Below are 17848 nucleotides of genomic sequence, written 5' to 3'. Positions count from 1 at the left end.
TTTCTCTTAATCAAAGTCGTATAAAAAAGCCCGAACGAATTCGGGCCTAATGTTTTGCAAAAATAAAATGTTTAAGCTTTCATTTCCGCAAATGTTTCTTTCGCTGCTTGAATGGTGAAAGCAATATCTTCATCACTGTGTGCAGATGAAATAAAGCCTGCTTCAAATGCAGATGGTGCCAAGTTCACACCACGTTGCAACATACCGTGGAAAAACTTACGGAAAGCATCTACATCACATTTCAGCATAGAATCAAAACTAGTGATGTCTTCTTGATCGGTAAAGTACAAACCAAACATCGCACCAACTTGTTGCGTCTTGAATGGAATACCGACTTCATCTGCTGCAGCTTGCAAGCCTGTAAGCAATTTTTCCAGTTGTGCGGTTAGCTTTTCATAAAAACCTTCGGCACGTAAATGTTTGAACATTTCAATGCCTGCACGCATGGCCAATGGGTTACCCGACAAAGTACCGGCTTGATACACTTTGCCTAATGGTGCGATACATTCCATCACTTCACGCTTACCTCCGAAAGCGCCCACTGGTAGGCCTGCACCAATAATTTTACCCAATGTGGTCAAGTCAGGTTTAACACCATAATGTGCCTGAGCACCACCTAAACCAACACGGAAACCAGTCATTACTTCATCAATAATAAAGACTGAACCATGTTCATCACACACATCACGAATGGCTTGCAGGAAACCATCGATTGGTTTCACTAAGTTCATATTGCCCGCAACAGGTTCAACAATTACACCTGCAATTTCAGCACCGAATTTTGCAAAACATTCTTTTAAGGTTGCAATGTCGTTGTATGGAAGGGTTAAGGTGTGTTTAGCAAAATCGGCAGGCACACCCGCAGAAGTCGCCTCGCCCTCACCACTGGTCAAAAGTCCTGAACCTGCTTTTACTAACAAAGAATCTGAATGACCATGATAACAGCCCTCAAATTTCACAATTTTGTCACGGCCTGTATAACCACGCGCCAAGCGAATTGCAGTCATGGTCGCTTCTGTACCTGAGTTGGTCATACGCACCAATTCAATTGAAGGCATGATTTCACAAATAATATCGGCCAAGGTTGTTTCATGCACAGTTGGCGCACCAAAGCTCAAACCATCTTCTGCCGCAGCTTGCACTGCCTGAATAATTGCAGGATGTGCATGCCCTAAAATCATTGGTCCCCAAGAACCAACATAGTCAACATAGCGTTTGCCATCGACATCATACAAATAAGCACCTTTGGCTTTTTCAATAAACACAGGGGTTCCACCTACCCCATTAAATGCACGTACAGGTGAATTGACCCCACCTGGAATATGTTTATTGGCTTGTTTAAACAATTGTTCTTGCTTTGGAGATAAGCTCATGGAGGCACTCAACTTAAAAGATAAAATTAAAAATTAGGCTTCTGCATTAAAAAGAGCAGACCAATCATAAACTCGCTGTGCAACGGTGTGCATCGGACGATCCAATACATCACTCACTACTGCACACAAATCTACACCTGCATCAATCACAGGTTGACTATTTTCGACCGTTAAACCACCAATGACACAAATAGGCACATTCAAATTTTGCTTAGCATGCTGAATGGTATCTAGGCTGACCTGACTCGCTTCTGGTTTGGTTGGTGTTGGATAGACTGCGCCGAATGCCACGTAGTTAGCACCATCGGCGATGGCTTGTTCCGCCAGTTTCAATGAGTTATTACAACTGCGACCAATCAGAACATTTTTAGGTAAACGCGCGACCGCTTCAACAATTGAACCATCGTCTTGGCCCAAATGCACGCCAACGCCATATTTAACCGCTGTTTCAAGATCATCATTAATCACAAAAGGAACTTTGTATTGATCACACATCGATTTCATATATTCAATTTCGTAAGCCTGCTGTTCTTTCGGCACATTTTTACGGCGATATTGCAATACTGCCACTTCTGCGGTTGCCATTGCTCCTTCCAGCTTTGCCAACAGAAGTTCAATCGGATCATCATTGGTAATCAAATATAAACCGCGCATCATCCCAACCACACAAAATACAATGCGCGCATTATGACATATTCGGATGCACTACGGCAGAAGCCTGCGGATAAAAGCTAAATTTACTCAAATGCTATGCGCTTCATTTATAGAGATAAAAATTTTAAAAATACCCAATTCTAGTGATAGCCGCATCTAGCAAATTTAGTTTTAATTGAATTGCGCAAAACAAAGCAAGAACTGTAAAAAGTTCAATAAGATATGGATACTTGGTGATGTAGACTGAGCAATCCATAATGTTTACCTAACATAATAACAATATATTTAGGTAAGCCATTAGACACCCGAGGGTTTGTGCCAGAGCGCATGTGGGGGTGCGACAAATCATCGGGTGTCTAAATTTTTTAATAAACAATGTATTCAATGCAATTTTTTTTAAGGCTATCTCCAACTTACATCCTATAAAAGCTATGCTTAAAGGTATTAGATAGTTGATCTTTATTCATATTAAGTCGAAATTGCACAGCCATAAAAAAAGCCTAGAGAAGGTCGCTCTAGGCTTGGAAAGTCACAAATGTCATCAAATTGTCATATTAAATTTGATAGACACATTATTAGAATATTCACTCTAGTATTTCAAGAAAAAATTAATTTAATTTGTACATTTTTTATGAAAATAATCACACATCGGTAGTTTTTTGTCTAAATGGTATAAAAATACTTTTTATTCAACTTGGAATTTTATCTTTAGCACGGTTTTGTAAACTTAAATGACCGCGTAATACGTCGGCAAACATGCGCCAATCTGAAATGAAACTATATACAGGTTGTTTAAAACTGGCAGGTTTGTTTTTTTCAAATACAAAATGCCCAACCCATGCACAGGCATAGCCCGCAACCAAGCCATACAACACATATTTGGCTTTTTTATGCCGTATCGCTTTGCTCACACAATACAACCCAATACTGCTACCCGCCACGTGCAAACGACGACTCATGATATTGCGATGTTCAGTCAAATAAAAACGATAAAAAGTTGAGTAGTCTTGAATAGGCAATTCAAACTCAGGTTCTGGCGTCGGTTCAAATTCTGATTTTAATGCAGCGTTCATGTTCATCTTCCTGATGTTAATTGGCTTGGGCGAATTCTTATGCTTATTACCACACTCTAAACGATGCTCAAATAAAAACCAACCCATGAAAAAGCATCAGGTCAAGTCTTACATCTTTGCTGATTTTAGTTACAATCAACGGCACTTTTGCAAAACTCAAATTTTGCGCTTTATCACAAATTTATAATACCAATATGTTTGCTGCTTCATGGTAGCTTGCTTTATTTTCAGGACGTCATTCATGGTCGAAGTTGAATTAAAATTTCAAATTCCAGTCGCACGCCGCACTGCTTTACTCAAAACTTTAGACCCTAAAAAATCCACTCAAATTGCATTAAAAGCTTTGTATTTTGATACACCAACTCATGATTTAGCACAACACGGAGTAGCCCTTAGACAGCGTTTAGAAGGCCAACAATGGATTCAAACGTTGAAAGCTGCAGGACAAAGTCATTTTCACAGTTTTGAACATAACCACCCGCTCGAAACAACAGAGATACAAGACACTCCTCCACAGCTTGATCTGCACATTTATCAAAATACTCCAGAAGCACAGGCAATTTTACAGCATGCTTTGGGCACAAAATTCGATCAATTACAGCTTCAATTTGAAACGGATATTCAACGTACCTCACGGGTGATGACGTTAGAAGATACTGATATTGAAATCAGTTTAGACGTTGGCAAGATTCGTTGTGCAGATTCAGAAGTTGAGGTACACGAAGTTGAATTTGAGCTTAAACAAGGTTCGATTCAGCACCTGTTAGCCTTCAGCTTTGAATGGGTAAAAAAATTCCATTTGTGGTTAGATGTACGGAATAAAGCAGAAATTGGACATTTACTTTCGGTACAACAAAAAGTCAGCCCTGCAACATTAGCTAAAGAATTCCACTTTAGCAAAAAGGACAATGCAGACCAAAATTTACGCCTCTTGATTGCACAACAATTACAGCATTTGTTGCCTAATATTGCCGCTATTTCTGCACAAGTGGCGGAGCAAAGTCATATTGATCAGGCACAGCTTGCCTTGCAGCATTTACAATTCACCCTGTCGTTATTTAAAGACTGGTCTAAACATTTGGGTGATAAATGGGCCATGCAAATTGCAGCTTTTAAACAGCATTTTGACCATTTGCAGCACTTAGAACACATGCAGGCCACACTGGGTGCTTTTTTACAGAATCCAACCACAGCAGAAAACCTGAAAAAAGACACACTGTATGCACAGGAAAAACTGGTCAACTTAGTCCGCTCAACGCAAAATGTGCATCACTATTTAGAATTGCTCATGTTTAGTTTGGCACCAAACGACAGCACAGGTATTGACTTAAAAACTGCAGCACAGAATACCCTGCAACAACAATATAAACAGCTGCATGAACAACTACAGCAAAGCAATATTCATGACTTTGAAAGTTTAGATCAGCTGGCTTTGCGTATTCAGGAACTTAAATTTAGCTTCCCAGTTTTAACACATATTTATGATGTGAAAAATTTGCAAAAATATAGTAAAGCCCTGAATGATGCGCAACTGGCTGCACAGGAATATCAAATTTTGGCATCTTCTGCACAATATATTCAGCAAACGGAACTTGAAGCCAGCGACTGGTTTGTTTTAGGTTGGCTCACGGCTAAACAAGAAGTCTATGCACAACGTCTGTTAGAAGCGACAGAACAATTTATGGTGAGCCGTAAATTTTTAAAGTAATCACAAAAAATCATACATAGCAGCATGGGCACTCCCCCTGCTGCTTGGGCAAAACACCAACTTTAGATTTATTTTCCTTTTCAATCTTTTATTCACATTTTCTCTCTTGTTCATTTATAGATTTGCACTATAGTAAAAAGAACTTGGCTTGTTTCATCGAGGGTGTTCCCGATGTCTGAAATAGAATTAAAGTTTCAAATTCCGTCTACTTATCGTGCCGCATTTGAAAAAGCATTTAAAAAGAACAAACTGGTTCAGCAACAACGCTTATGGGCTAAATATTATGATAGCCCTGAACAGCACTTGGCCAAGCAGCGCATTGCACTGCGTCAGCGTTTAGAGGGTGATATTTGGCGTCAGACTCTAAAAGCACCCAGTCCACAACATTATGAACGCTTTGAGCTAGAGCATGAATTAGGATACGAAGCACCTGAACAATGCGACTTGGCATGTTATGAAAACCATAAACAAGCCAGAAAGATTTTGAAAAAAGCATTGGATGGTTCAAATGCGAATTTAACCCTGCAATTTGAAACCGATGTTTTGCGCTACAGCCAATTGGCACATTATAAAAACAGTCAAATTGAAGTTGCTTTTGACTTAGGTGAAATCCGCCAAGGCAAACAATCGGTAGAAATTTACGAAGTTGAGTTTGAACTCAAACAAGGTGAGATTGCAGATTTAATTGCCTATATTCAGCCTTGGATTAAGAAGTACCATTTGTGGCTCGATACACGCAGTAAATCACAACGTGGCAATATGCTGCATAACAATGAAAGTATGATTCCTGTGCAACAGCAAAGTGCTTTACAACTGGAACATCCAGAAAATATGCACGCACTGTTGGCACAAATTACCCAAAATTGTTTGGCACATTTACTACCGAATGCAACCGCCATTGCCAGTCAAGATTATGCCAGTGGGCATGTGCACCAAGCGCGTGTCGCTATCCGCCGTTTACGCAGTGCCTTTAAAATCTTTGCTGAATACGATGCGCTGGCCAATCAAAACTGGGAAAGCCAATTGGCCACCCTGTTTCAGCAATTAGGCTCCACCCGCGATCAAGATGCCTTGCGTGAAAGCCTGATTCCACAACTTGAAAGTGCTGGTTCGCCAATTACAGAATTACCACCTGCGGCCAATGAAAATATTGCGATTGATGCGATTTTCCGCTCACCCACAACCACACTCTTACTTTTACAATTGATCAGCTTTAGCCATGCTTCGGCTGCTGAAGACCCTGAGCAAAAACCAATCAAGAAAATTTTGCGTAAACGACTGCAAAAAATGCATCAACAGATTTGTGAAGATGCAGGTCATTTCCAACAATTTGATGTAGAAACCAAGCACCGTACCCGTAAACGAGTCAAACGCTTGCGTTATACAGTTGAATTTGTCAGCAGTCTATTTGCAGAAAACGAAGTCAAAACATATTTAAAAACCCTAAAACCGTTACAGGAAACTTTAGGACATTTTAATGATTTGATGGTGGCACAAGGTTTATACGAAAGCCACGCTCAAACTGAACCCAAAACGTGGTTTGTATTGGGTTGGATTGCATCAGAAGAACGTCACATTTCCGTGCAGGCCGAGCAAGATTTACAACAATTTGCGCAAAGCGAACCATTTTGGTCATAGCTGATTGTTCAGTTTTGATAAATAAATAGCTCAACACAGTCATTAGGATTGTGTTGAGCTAAATGGTTTTGTGATCATTTTTGAATCACATTTATTACCACAAGATTTAATCAATACCCCATACCTTCTAACGATACTTACCAAATACTTTCCAAGTCTGATTATCGGCTAAAGGGTCTTGATAGCTGTCACTGCGCTGTTTACGTGGCTTGTCACGAGCATCAACCAGTTCAAAATGCGGCTCTACACTTAAAACAATACCATTCACATAAAAACGGGTACGAGTATAGTCACTTTGCCCATGTTGAAACACGTAAGTGCGCAAATCAATAAACTCACGATGTGCTACCAGTGCTGCTGTATCATCACTATCTAACCAGCGCTGCATGGCCTGAATTTCAGATGGTTCAAATTGCCCACATTTTTCAATTAGACTGGCAATCCCCCGAAAAGTTTTAGACTCTTTAGCACGGGTTTTATTCACCCGAATTCGATCTACATGAAAATAAAACAACGGTAAATTTAAATGGCTAGGCAAATGAATGGCATCGATTACTTCATCTTGCATAAAAGGCTGGAATAAATCCTGAGCACGCTCAATTAACCCCGTCCACTGCCCATAATAATGTGCAACTTCGGCAGCAGTTCCATAGTAAATAGGCAGCCCTTCTACATGTGCAAGCTGTGCAGGTGGCCAAATATTTTGACGTAATAAGGCAATATCACTTTTTAAACTTTGTACTGCAATTGCATCTTGCATGACCCGCTCCAATCTTACTTAGGCTATTTTTAGATTAAGGCAAAGGTTTTGTTTCTGCAAGGCTTTGCCTATAATGAGGCATCTAAATTCTTAGCTTAGGAAAAGTTCATGGTTCAAAAGATTGAAGCAACCGATGTAACCGAAGAAGAAGCATTAAATGCCGCTTTTTTTGAACGTGCCGATGAATTTATTAAACAGGCGAATGGCTTTTGTCACTTTGAAAAAGGCTCTACAGTAAAACCCGCTGAAATTCGTGGTCAGGTCAGTGCTGCCATGTTGTTCGCTACAGCGCGTTTTAATACTTGGGTCGCTGCCAATAACTTTAAAGATGGCAATGAAATGCGCGATGCCAAAGATCAGGTGATGTCGTATATTTTGCAGCAATTTCAAATGATGCTAGAAGATAACTACGACGAATACTGCGAACAGTTTGAAAACTATTTGCGCTTCCGTCATAACGAAGAGTTTCATACCAATAAACATGATCATTCACACGATCACGAACATTAAGTTCTGCATAAAAGCCCTATGGGGCTTTTTTAATGCGCTAGTTTTCCAATTTGTAGTTTTTCGATCAATACCCTTCCCTTTTGCAACGTGATGGCTTTGAATAGTGAAATAACAGCGTTATAAAAAAGGATGATTATGCAGAATCTAGGATTTGCACTCATTGATGCGCATATTCACCAATGGGACCCGTATAACACGCCACACAGCGCAAGATTGGCGGTAAAACTTTTGGGGAAACATCCCAATTTACTCGATAAAACCATCCGCTTGATTAAACCCAAAGCGCTGATTGAAACATTGGGACGCACAGAACACGTTACTTCAGCCTATTTACCTGAACACTATGCACGTGATTTAGGCTTTTATCCTGCCGAAAAAGTCGTGCATATTGAAGCCAACTGGCACGATCATAAAAGCAAAGGTGTGGTTGGTGAAACGGAGTTTATAGAACGCCTAGATTTTAAAAATAATGGTTTCGCCTTGGGTGCAATTGTGGCTGCCGCAGACCCGCGTGACCCAAATTTTAAGAAAATTCTAAAACTGCATCATAAAGCTTCACCGCATTTTTGTGGTATTCGCAAAATGGCTGCAGTGCATGAAGATCGTGGGATTTTTGCATGGGCAGATGAACCTAATTTGTATCGAAATAAAAAGTTTCTAAAAGGCTTTGAAGTCTTGGCACAATACAATTTAAGTTTTGATGCATGGACATATTCGACCCAACTGAGTGATGTCTTGGCACTGGCCAAACAGTTTCCTGAAACATCCATTGTACTTGACCATTTGGGCACACCTGCTGGACTGTTTGGACAGGTGGGCCATCACACAGGTGTGACAAAAACTGCACGGGAAAATATCCTGTTCCGCTGGCAGGAAGATATTGCAGAATTAGCACATTGTCCAAATGTTTACAGCAAAATATCAGGCTTATTCATGCCTGTTTTGGGGCACCAATTTCACCCACAAAAACGTGAAGCATCGAAACAGGAAATTATAGATTTGACCGCACCACTCATTCAGCATGCTTTGCAAAGCTTTGGTATGTATAGGTTAATGTTTGCCTCAAACTTCCCTATGGATCGAGTCAGTACCTCTTTGGTCAATTTAATTGATGCAACTAGCGATATTGTTGCTGCATATCATCCAAATGCTTTGCAACAAGTGTTTCATCATAACGCTAAACAGTTTTACCGCTTATAAAGCCGTGAAACAGCTTTTCAAAACGCTCCAATCAAACTTCAAGAAAAAAAAAGCGCATCGAAGTTGATGCGCTTTTTATGTGCCTGTTAAATACTAGATTGAATCTTATTTCTGTGCAGCTTTGGGTGTGACCATATCTGCTTGCACTTGACCGTATTGATCTGCCGCCACTTCCAGTAAATGTTCCAAATTTAAATATTTTTGAATCACAGCATCCACATCAGCTTTACTGAGTTTGGCCAAAGCCTGATCACGGCGTTCACGGAACAATAGATCACGCCCTTGTTCTAATTGCGGCACCAACATACGGTGGATACTGCGTTCATCCTCCAAAGCCGTAACACGTTTTTTTAGAATATCTGCTTTTGCTGCTTCAACTTCTTGCAGCGTAACACCATCACGGCGCAAGTCCATCAACACCTTATGAACAGCTTGCGATACTTGAGCCGACTTGCCTGCACTATACTGTGCCGAAATACTTAGCGCACCCGATTGCTCAAACTCACTTAGACTCAAGCCACTGTTAAAACCATAGACCAAAGCATTTTTTTCACGTAACTCTTGTGCCAAACGAGAAGACAATTGTGATTCACCTAAAATATAACTCAGCACCATCATGGCAGGTGTGTCTGGATGATTCACGCCCAAAGGTAAAGTCAGTAGACTCTGATAACTACCAAATTCACGTTGTTCTGCCAATACATGCAACTTTTGTGCAGGATATGCCGTGTATGCCGAATCTAGGCGTTGATATGGCTGATGACTTCGCCACTGCCCTAAACGCTTGCTCAATAGCTTCTGCATCGATTTCGGGTCGAACTCCCCTGTAATCGCAATATGGGCATGATCCATAGCAAAAAACTGACGATACAACTGCTGTACTTGTACCTGTGTCGCAGCTTGTAATTGCTGTTTGGCAAACTCTGGTTCAAAGTGATAGCGTAAATCGCCCTTTGGGTAAATTTCGATTAAACGTGCCATGGTCAACGCCGCTACAGTTTCAGGCTCGGTATAAGGTCGTTCTAAACTCGATAGACTTTGTGAGCGTATTAAATCGAACTGACTTTGTTCAAAGCTTGGGGCTTGCATCACATCTAAAACAAAGTTAAAAAATTCATCAAATTTTTCTTTTTTTGCCACAATTTGGATATGCATACTATTGGCATCGGCTTGGGCAAAAGCTGAACCGCCTGCGGCAATGGATTGATCTGCAATGTCTTGCAAACTATGTTCCTGTGAAGCCCGTAGCAATAAATATGCGGTTAAATCTAGAATTTCACCTTGCTTAAATAAAGTCTGAGCCGTACCTAAATTGACTGAAATAGCGGCATAGGTTTTATCATCACGGGTCGCTGTTGGAAATAATGCATACTTGGCCCCATTTTTTAAACTTCCACGCAGAATCTTTTTTTCATTTTTAATCAAAGACTGTTTGGATTTTTGCACATACTCTGCAACTTCGTGCTGATAACTTTGCACATCTTTTAAAGGGATAACAGGTGCATCTTGCTGATCTAAAGTTTTAGCAACGCTTGAATTATTTTTCGCTGTAAGTGCCTGTTTTTGATCTTCAGGTGTGGGTTGAATTTCGCCAATGACCCGATGTTCTGCGGTAAAAAACTGTTTTAAATGTCGATTCAACTCATCTACATTTAACTGCTGAATATCTTGTAAATCACGCCAATACTGCGTCCAGTCCCCCTGATAAGCCACCGCATAATCACTCAAGCGACCGCCCAAAGCTACTGCATCATTCATAACACTATCAGCTTGATTTTGAATCAGGTTTTTAACCCGTTGTAATTCTGCTGCATCAAAATTCTTGGCCTGCTCGATGCTCTTATTCAAACTAGCTTGTACTTGTTTAGCGTCGTGATTTGGCGCATACAATGCCCCCATCAGCACTAAATTAAAATCTTGATCTAGCCATGTGCTAGATTGCACCATGGTGCTTGTACCTGTTTCCACAAGATTTTGATATAAATGTCCGCTCGGCTGTAAGGTATGCAAATAAGGCGACAACACCAAAGCGGTTTTTAACTTTTCGTCCTTGCCATTTAAATACAAATTAAATTTTGCCAGTTGACTGCCCTTTTGTACGACAAAATTGCGTGGCTGAATTTTTTTGCTGTCCAATAACGGAACTTGCACCTGCTTTGGAATTTGACGTGCTGCAATTGGACTAAAATGCTGATCAATTTGCTTTAACACAGCAGTCTGATCAAACTTACCTGTCATAACCAAAACAGCATTATTCGGTGCATACCAAGTCCGATAAAACTGGTTCAATTCCTGCATTTTAATGGATTGCAGTTCATTTAAATCACCAATCGGTAAGCGTCCAAAATACTGATTCCCATAGGCCGATTTCCACACCTGATCCAACAAAACTGAAAATGGCTGATCCATACGTACTTCACGTTCGCGTTTCACGATCGCAATTTCAGCAGGTACGTATTTTTCTTGCAGCACCAGTTTGTCCATACGTTCAGCTTCTAGAAAAATCATTTCATTAACTGCACGTGTTTCAGGACGAATGATATTGGTATATTTGGTCGAGTAATAATCCGTGCTGGCATTGTGCATTAAGCTGTGTTGATCTAGACGGCGCTGAAACTCCTCTTCGGGCACATTTTTTGTACCTTTAAACGCCAAGTGCTCTAATAAATGTGCTAAACCACCTTTGCCTTGTGGGTCATTGAGTGATCCTGTCAAATACACCATATTCATAAAGACTTTGTTTTCTTTTTGATTAGGTGCAAGAATGACACGTAAACCATTATCTAGTTGATATTCTTGTATATCTTGTTTTGATTTAACTAAAACAGGCTGGGCAAAAACCACACCATTAAATGCTAACACACATAAAGACAAGCTCAAGGTTTTCAAACGTAGCAACATTATTTTTCCGATAAATTTCATTTTATTTTTGACTGCTACAGCGCACAGTCATCACGCATTTTTGCCAAAACAGCTTAACAAGATGTACTTCTTTAAACAGTAAAAATTTGCAAAATTCAGGATTTAAATCAAACAACCAACACACTGCCAAATTGGACTTAAAGCATAATTTCACCCTGTAGATATAACTGGGCATAACCTGAAATTTCAATGCGCTCATGGTCTAGCACACAGCAATACAACACCCCACCACGTTGTGAAGCCTGATAAGCCACCAATTCAGTTTTCCCTAATAGTTCTGCCCAAAGCGGGGCAATTGCTGTATGAATCGAACCTGTTACAGGGTCTTCAGGAATACCCATGACGGGCGCAAAATAACGTGAAACACAGTCATAATCGGCTTGTGAAGATGCTGTAATTGCAACATCAACACTTGAACATGCGGCAGTTAAAGCAGTTCGTAACTGTCCAAGCTGTTTTAATAATTCTAGATTCGGCTGCTCGTCTAGTACATCTTGCACAGATTCATATTCCACAATATAAGCTTGCGCATTCAGATATACATTTTTAAATGGCTTGCTCAGTGCCTGTCGCAAAACTGCAGGATATTCCTTGACTAACTTGGCACGACGGATTGGAAAATTCATGCAGATTTTGCCATCTGGCTGTTGATGTACCGTAAAAATACCCAAATTTTTCACATGAAATTGAATGGTTTTGGCAGCGGTATAGTCCTTAAATATGACAAAGCTACTTGCAAGCGTCGCATGTCCACAAAAATCAACTTCGGTGGTCGGGCTAAACCAGCGGATTTCAAAGTTTTCAGCATCCAACATTTTCACAAATGCGGTTTCTGATAGATTATTTTCCTGTGCAATATGTTGCATCAAGTCATCGTCTAACCATGTATCAAGTAATACAACTGCAGCAGGATTGCCTTTAAATAATGTATGGCTAAAAGCATCGACTTGATAAATTTTCATGGCTAAACGGTTTGTCCTAAAAAAGATAGCATCGACCTAATATAAATAGGCTTGAAACGGAAATGGTTAAAAGATTTGATATTTACACAATATTTGATCTGAAATTAACGTGCACTTGCCTGTAAATATGGATAAGGATTCACTGCTCCTTGCTCACGTACATAAATGCCATAATGCAAATGTGGTGGTGTGTTTTGGGCATTGCCTGTTGTGCCAACAAAACCAATGACTTCTCCAGCCTGTACCCAATCTCCCGCTTGAATGTGTTCGGCATAATCATCAAGGTGCGCATAATAATGCTGGCTTAATGCAGGCCCTGTAATCCAAACAACTTTACCACCCAAACGGTCTAAACCAATTTTATGCACAATGCCATCTGTCGCAGCAATGACGGCTGTACCACGCGCTGCAAAAATATCAGTCCCCTGATGCTTACGGCCTTCGCTGCGGGCTGCACCCCATGTATCTTGTATTTGACCTATATTTACTCCTTTCACGGGAATTTGTAATGGAGTCCCAGCCAGTTCAGTTTGTTGCAATTTCCAGTATAAATACGGGGTTTGAATTCCTGCAGATTCACCAGACACAGGTGGCTGACATGCACTAAGCAAAGCCAACATTGAGAAGATAAGTGAGAGTTTTAAGCACCAACGACCTTGTTGCATAACATCCTAATTTTTATTCATATCAGTTTTATCTTAATTTTATGCACTATAGATGCCTAGCCTGTTTCTGTAATTTTAAATGCACACACTAAAAATAATTGCCAATATGCAATACTTTCTGTTGTTCTTATCGCATAATAGCGACATCCAAACCCACTTTATTTGAGTTTTAATTGGGAAATAATATTTTCCTCATTTTAGACAACTCACTTTATCTCCAATTTGTTGAATTTAAAGAAGCATTTCTTATGAAAATCGTCATCCTGAACAAGCCATATGACGTTCTCTCTCAATTCCGTGAGGATGAAAAACACCTCACCATGTCTGCTTTTGTAGACGACCCTGACTTACGTTTAGCAGGGCGTTTAGATATGGATTCGGAAGGCTTGGTATTCCTAACCGATCATGGCGGCTTAAATCAGTTTATTACCAACCCTGCCAATAAAAAATACAAAACCTACTTGGTACAAGTCGAAGGTGATGTCACAGAAGAAGCTTTAGCACAACTACGCAAAGGTGTAGAGCTTAAAGATGGTATGACTTTACCTGCACAAGCACACAAAGTAGATGAACCAGAATGGTTATGGGAGCGTGATCCACCTGTCCGTTTCCGTGCTTCTGTTCCGACCTCTTGGGTTGAAATCTCAATTTGCGAAGGACGCAACCGTCAAGTACGCCGCATGACTGCTGCTGTTGGTTTTCCAACCCTGCGTTTGATTCGTACTAAAATAGGTTCAATCGACTTGGTACAACTTGGCTTGCAACCTGGTGAAACCAAAGAAATTGAACCGTTGTTGTATCCTGACTTTAAAGATGTCCCTGCGGCAGAGCCATATCGCTCGCGTTCTTATGTGAAAAAACCAGGTGGTACGGGCGGCAAGCCAATGCATCAAAAGAAAAATAAAGATGGTACGCCTAAGAAAAAATCTGGTACGCCACGTATTTGGCAAATGGAAGAAGGTGAAAAACCACGTCGTAAGACCAATGGTACAACACGCCCAAATACCAAAAGCCGTGGACGTCGGGCGCGTTAATGCTTGAGTGCCGCATTAGCTCAACACAAAAAATGGATGCCAAAGCATCCATTTTATTATTGCAGAATTTTAAAATTAACTTCAAATCAACCTTTTAACCACAATTCCACTTTCGCCTGATCTTGCAGTTTTAATTCAACTTCATGTAATTCAGTCTGTGCAGCATTCACTTTAAAGGTCATCAACTCATCACGGCGGAAAGCATGAACAGTATAAGCTGCATCTTGTTTAGCATATTGCTCAAGCGACTTTGTCGTAGCTTTTAAACCATCTATCGCAACAATCACGTCATGTGCAGAAAGCCCTGCTTTTGCAGCCGCACCTTCACGACGCGCAGCTTGGACCAACACCCCTTCAGGCTTATCTGTCAGTTTCAGACCAAATGGCAAAGACTTGTCCTGCTTAAGCTGATACTGAATACCAAATTCAGGCAATAACTGATCTAAAGGCAATTCATCTGTCGTGTTGATTAAATGATGGATTTGCTCTGACCAATCATCTCCTGTCAACTCTTTACATAACTCAAAAATTGTACGCTCATGCACTTGAATGCCCTGTTGCGCATTGGCATATAATTTCTGCATTAAGGCATCTAAACTTGAACCACGTAAACGCAAGCCCAAATCTAAGCACAAAGCAACCAAACAGCCTTTGTTATAGTAGCTGGTTCCTGCATGGTTCGAGTTTTCATCCTGACGATAGAACTTCACCCATGCATCAAAACTTGATTCTGCCACAGTTTGAATCGCACGCCCTGGGTTTTGTAAATAGCGATCAATTTGTGCTTTAAGTAATTCTAAATACGCTGCCTGATCAATCACGCCACTGCGCAATAATAACAAGTCATCGTAATAAGAAGTAAAACCTTCAAAAATCCATAACAGTGAGGTATAGCCTTCTTGATTCAAGTCATAATTAACAAAGTTTTCAGGGCGAATGAATTTGACTAACCAACTATGGAAATACTCATGACTACACAAGCCTAAAAAGCGCTGATAATCTTTAGATGGTTGTTCAGGCTCATTGGCTTTAGGTAAATCATCACGTGGTGTAATCAGGCTAGTACTGTTTGGATGCTCCAAACCACCATAACTATTGCCTGTTGCCATGGTCATAAAGGTATAGTTTTCAAATGGCGCAGAACCAAACATAGCAATTTGTGTAGCGCAGATTTTTTCAATATCTTGCTGCATACGCACAGCGTTCATCGCGTGTTTGCCCGATACCACAAATTCATGTGGAATATCTGCTGCGCTAAAACTAAAACGGGTTTGTTCTGCCAATTCAAATGGCGCATCAATCAATTCTGCATAATTTTTGGCTTTTAAGGTATACCGCCCTTTCACCAAACTTTTTGCAGCCAAACCTGTCGCAAGTTGAAAATGCTTTAATTCATCTGGTAAAAATAATTCGACTTCAACTGCTTTATCTTCCTGACCATCTAAGCCCAAACAAGCACAGGCAGGATTGACATATAAACGGGTCTGATCGACATAAGCGCCACGCACCGACAAATCATAGGCATAAACATCATATTCCACCGTAATCAATTCATGGTCGGTATTGAACAAACGCCATTTATTCTTTGCAAATTTCTGAATTTTGAGGATGCGCCCCGCCTCATCATAAGCACGCACCGACTCAATATGTTTTGAAAATTCACGAATTAAATAACTGCCTGGAATCCAAGTGGGTAATGATAAAACCTGAGTAGGATTAGCCAAAAAACGCACGGTGACATGCATAAGATGCTGACGATAATCGTCAAATTCGATTTGATAATGCAACATAATGGGCAATACAAAATGTATAAATAAGAACTTGGCCACAAGCTTAACATTTTTTTAGCAATTGATGCGTCATCGCCTGATTTGTGGGTATTTTTGGCTAGTCATTCGGCAAAAAAAAGCATAGCATGCCTAAGTCACTCGACACCGATTTTACTGTTTAGACACCATTACAGCACCAACGGACTGGTGTACATAAGGAACTTCTTTGAAACGTGTTATTTATCTGATTGCGCTACTCTGCTGGCTTTGCAGCGCAATCACACATGCCGCATTATTGAATATCCAAGCCGAAAGTGTTGAAGCCGAAGCTTGGGCAATTTTAGACCCACAATCTGGACAAATCATTGCAGAGCACAATAGCCACGTACAACGTGCGCCTGCGTCACTGACCAAAATGATGGTCTCCTATATTGTGCTGAAAGATATTCAGGCAGGTAAATTAAACAAGCATGAAATTTTGACCGCAACACCTGTGGTACAGCAAGTGATGTGGGATGAATCACAAATGTACTTAAAAGCAGGTGAACAAATTTCGGTAGATCAATTGTTGGCTGGGCTAATTATTATGTCTGCCAATGATGCTGCGCTGACTTTGGGTGAGCGTGTTGCAGGTGGTGTACCGCAGTTTATTGCTCGAATGAATCAGGAAGCGCAAGCGCTGGGCATGCAAGACACACTGTTTCAGAATCCATCTGGTGTAACCATGCCAAACCATTATTCTTCTGCGGCAGATATGGCCCGTTTGGCACAAGCCATTGTGACCGAAACACCTGATTATTTGATCTACTCTAAACAGACCAGTTTTACCTACAATCAGCACTATCACCGTGCGACCAATATTTTATTAAAACAAGACCCAAGTGTAGATGGTTTAAAAACAGGTTATACCAAAGCAGCGGGATATAACCTTGCTTTAACCGCAAACCGCCCAACATTAGACAGCGATGCACCTGAACGTCGTTTAGTGGTAGTGGTCATGGGCACCAAAAGCGTTCAAAAACGTGCAGAAGTCGCGCATAAATTGTTAAATTTAGCCTATAGCTACACCCGTAACGAGCTTGCAATTAAACCTAAACAAATGATTGCTGAACTTCCTGTCGTAAAATCGACATTACGCATGTTTAAAATTGAAAGCAGCCAACCAAAGTTTGTGACAACATCTTTATACGAACGTGCGGATGCGATTGATTTAGCAGCATTTGACCAAAACACTTTGCGTCTACAAATGGCAACAGCAGATGGCCTGTTACATAGTATTGAGCCCGCTCAACGGACTCAAACCCACTTGAACATTGAGTTGTCAGAAAAGTTACTGACAGCCCCGCTTGAGCAAGTTATGAAGTTAGCAACGGTGCATGTCTATCAAAATAATCAATTGATTAATAGCTTTGCAATTGAAGAACAAGTGCAAATTGCAGAAGCCAATATTTTTGAACGTATTATGATGTGGTTTGGAAACTTGTTTAATTTCTTTGGGCAGCAAACTACAGAAGATCAACACACTTCTCTGGGCTAGAACCAAAGCATCACTAAATTTTAATATAGTGAAGATGGGCCAT

The 17848-nt window shown here is 40.5% G+C and carries 14 protein-coding genes; 6 read left to right on the top strand and 8 right to left on the bottom strand.

The genetic code is table 11. The features are described 5' to 3' along the window. Window positions 1-71 precede the first annotated feature (71 nt). The 3 genes from hemL to HHA41_RS08435 all read right to left on the bottom strand — a co-directional run bounded on the left by hemL (window position 72) and on the right by HHA41_RS08435 (window position 3100). The gene (hemL, locus tag HHA41_RS08445; RefSeq protein WP_168417965.1) at window positions 72-1373 is read right to left on the bottom strand and encodes a glutamate-1-semialdehyde 2,1-aminomutase; all 1302 of its coding nucleotides are present in this window, start codon (window positions 1371-1373) and stop codon (window positions 72-74) included. Between the two features lie 33 nt (window positions 1374-1406). Continuing rightward, window positions 1407-2027, bottom strand: a complete 621-nt coding sequence (thiE, locus tag HHA41_RS08440) for a thiamine phosphate synthase (RefSeq protein WP_168417966.1) — start codon at window positions 2025-2027, stop codon at window positions 1407-1409. 689 nt (window positions 2028-2716) lie between these two features. Next, window positions 2717-3100: a DUF962 domain-containing protein gene (locus tag HHA41_RS08435; protein WP_168417993.1), complete on the bottom strand. Its 384-nt coding sequence runs from the start codon at window positions 3098-3100 to the stop codon at window positions 2717-2719. A 241-nt stretch (window positions 3101-3341) separates the two neighbouring features. Between HHA41_RS08435 and HHA41_RS08430 the strand changes: the two genes are divergently transcribed. Together HHA41_RS08430 and HHA41_RS08425 are read left to right on the top strand one after the other, a co-directional pair. After that, the gene (locus tag HHA41_RS08430) at window positions 3342-4808 is read left to right on the top strand and encodes a CYTH domain-containing protein (RefSeq protein ID WP_168417967.1); all 1467 of its coding nucleotides are present in this window, start codon (window positions 3342-3344) and stop codon (window positions 4806-4808) included. 171 nt (window positions 4809-4979) lie between these two features. After that, the gene (locus HHA41_RS08425; protein WP_168461341.1) at window positions 4980-6446 is read left to right on the top strand and encodes a CHAD domain-containing protein; all 1467 of its coding nucleotides are present in this window, start codon (window positions 4980-4982) and stop codon (window positions 6444-6446) included. A 127-nt stretch (window positions 6447-6573) separates the two neighbouring features. Here the strand turns inward: HHA41_RS08425 and HHA41_RS08420 are convergent, their stop codons facing one another. Continuing rightward, the gene (locus HHA41_RS08420) at window positions 6574-7206 is read right to left on the bottom strand and encodes a hypothetical protein (RefSeq protein WP_168417969.1); all 633 of its coding nucleotides are present in this window, start codon (window positions 7204-7206) and stop codon (window positions 6574-6576) included. 108 nt (window positions 7207-7314) lie between these two features. Between HHA41_RS08420 and HHA41_RS08415 the strand changes: the two genes are divergently transcribed. Further along, window positions 7315-7716: a DUF3144 domain-containing protein gene (locus HHA41_RS08415; RefSeq protein ID WP_019836689.1), complete on the top strand. Its 402-nt coding sequence runs from the start codon at window positions 7315-7317 to the stop codon at window positions 7714-7716. A 135-nt stretch (window positions 7717-7851) separates the two neighbouring features. Then, window positions 7852-8916, top strand: a complete 1065-nt coding sequence (locus HHA41_RS08410) for an amidohydrolase family protein (protein ID WP_168461339.1) — start codon at window positions 7852-7854, stop codon at window positions 8914-8916. 105 nt (window positions 8917-9021) lie between these two features. Here the strand turns inward: HHA41_RS08410 and HHA41_RS08405 are convergent, their stop codons facing one another. The 3 genes from HHA41_RS08405 to HHA41_RS08395 form a co-directional block, all read right to left on the bottom strand. Then, entirely contained in the window at window positions 9022-11817 is a 2796-nt protein-coding gene (locus HHA41_RS08405) for a M16 family metallopeptidase (protein WP_168461337.1), read from the bottom strand. 158 nt (window positions 11818-11975) lie between these two features. Beyond that, entirely contained in the window at window positions 11976-12800 is an 825-nt protein-coding gene (locus HHA41_RS08400; RefSeq protein ID WP_168461335.1) for a PhzF family phenazine biosynthesis protein, read from the bottom strand. Window positions 12801-12904: 104 nt separating this feature from the next. Beyond that, a complete protein-coding gene (locus tag HHA41_RS08395) occupies window positions 12905-13465 on the bottom strand; it encodes a M23 family metallopeptidase (protein WP_168417973.1) in 561 nt (186 codons plus the stop codon). 248 nt (window positions 13466-13713) lie between these two features. Between HHA41_RS08395 and HHA41_RS08390 the strand changes: the two genes are divergently transcribed. Next, window positions 13714-14499 (top strand): rRNA large subunit pseudouridine synthase E, encoded by a 786-nt coding sequence (locus tag HHA41_RS08390; RefSeq protein WP_168417974.1) that lies wholly within the window; start codon window positions 13714-13716, stop codon window positions 14497-14499. 86 nt (window positions 14500-14585) lie between these two features. Here the strand turns inward: HHA41_RS08390 and HHA41_RS08385 are convergent, their stop codons facing one another. Continuing rightward, entirely contained in the window at window positions 14586-16289 is a 1704-nt protein-coding gene (locus HHA41_RS08385) for a M61 family metallopeptidase (protein WP_168461333.1), read from the bottom strand. A 205-nt stretch (window positions 16290-16494) separates the two neighbouring features. Here HHA41_RS08385 and HHA41_RS08380 point away from each other — a divergent pair, with 205 nt between their 5' ends. Further along, window positions 16495-17805 (top strand): D-alanyl-D-alanine carboxypeptidase family protein, encoded by a 1311-nt coding sequence (locus HHA41_RS08380; RefSeq protein WP_168461332.1) that lies wholly within the window; start codon window positions 16495-16497, stop codon window positions 17803-17805. Window positions 17806-17848 lie beyond the last annotated feature (43 nt).

It is taken from the genome of Acinetobacter sp. A1, from assembly GCF_012371315.1.
Classification (GTDB): Bacteria; Pseudomonadota; Gammaproteobacteria; order Pseudomonadales; family Moraxellaceae; genus Acinetobacter.
Note: the sequence above shows the minus strand (reverse complement) of the source record. Positions and strands in the feature narration are given on the sequence as shown.

Bases quoted from the DNA above. Each gene is read 5' to 3' on its own strand.
- hemL (WP_168417965.1), bottom strand. From the start codon at position 1,373: ATGAGCTTATCTCCAAAGCAAGAACAATTGTTTAAACAAGCCAATAAA.
- thiE (WP_168417966.1), bottom strand. From the start codon at position 2,027: ATGCGCGGTTTATATTTGATTACCAATGATGATCCGATTGAACTTCTG.
- HHA41_RS08435 (WP_168417993.1), bottom strand. From the start codon at position 3,100: ATGAACGCTGCATTAAAATCAGAATTTGAACCGACGCCAGAACCTGAG.
- HHA41_RS08430 (WP_168417967.1), top strand. From the start codon at position 3,342: ATGGTCGAAGTTGAATTAAAATTTCAAATTCCAGTCGCACGCCGCACT.
- HHA41_RS08425 (WP_168461341.1), top strand. From the start codon at position 4,980: ATGTCTGAAATAGAATTAAAGTTTCAAATTCCGTCTACTTATCGTGCC.
- HHA41_RS08420 (WP_168417969.1), bottom strand. From the start codon at position 7,206: ATGCAAGATGCAATTGCAGTACAAAGTTTAAAAAGTGATATTGCCTTA.
- HHA41_RS08415 (WP_019836689.1), top strand. From the start codon at position 7,315: ATGGTTCAAAAGATTGAAGCAACCGATGTAACCGAAGAAGAAGCATTA.
- HHA41_RS08410 (WP_168461339.1), top strand. From the start codon at position 7,852: ATGCAGAATCTAGGATTTGCACTCATTGATGCGCATATTCACCAATGG.
- HHA41_RS08405 (WP_168461337.1), bottom strand. From the start codon at position 11,817: ATGTTGCTACGTTTGAAAACCTTGAGCTTGTCTTTATGTGTGTTAGCA.
- HHA41_RS08400 (WP_168461335.1), bottom strand. From the start codon at position 12,800: ATGAAAATTTATCAAGTCGATGCTTTTAGCCATACATTATTTAAAGGC.
- HHA41_RS08395 (WP_168417973.1), bottom strand. From the start codon at position 13,465: ATGCAACAAGGTCGTTGGTGCTTAAAACTCTCACTTATCTTCTCAATG.
- HHA41_RS08390 (WP_168417974.1), top strand. From the start codon at position 13,714: ATGAAAATCGTCATCCTGAACAAGCCATATGACGTTCTCTCTCAATTC.
- HHA41_RS08385 (WP_168461333.1), bottom strand. From the start codon at position 16,289: ATGTTGCATTATCAAATCGAATTTGACGATTATCGTCAGCATCTTATG.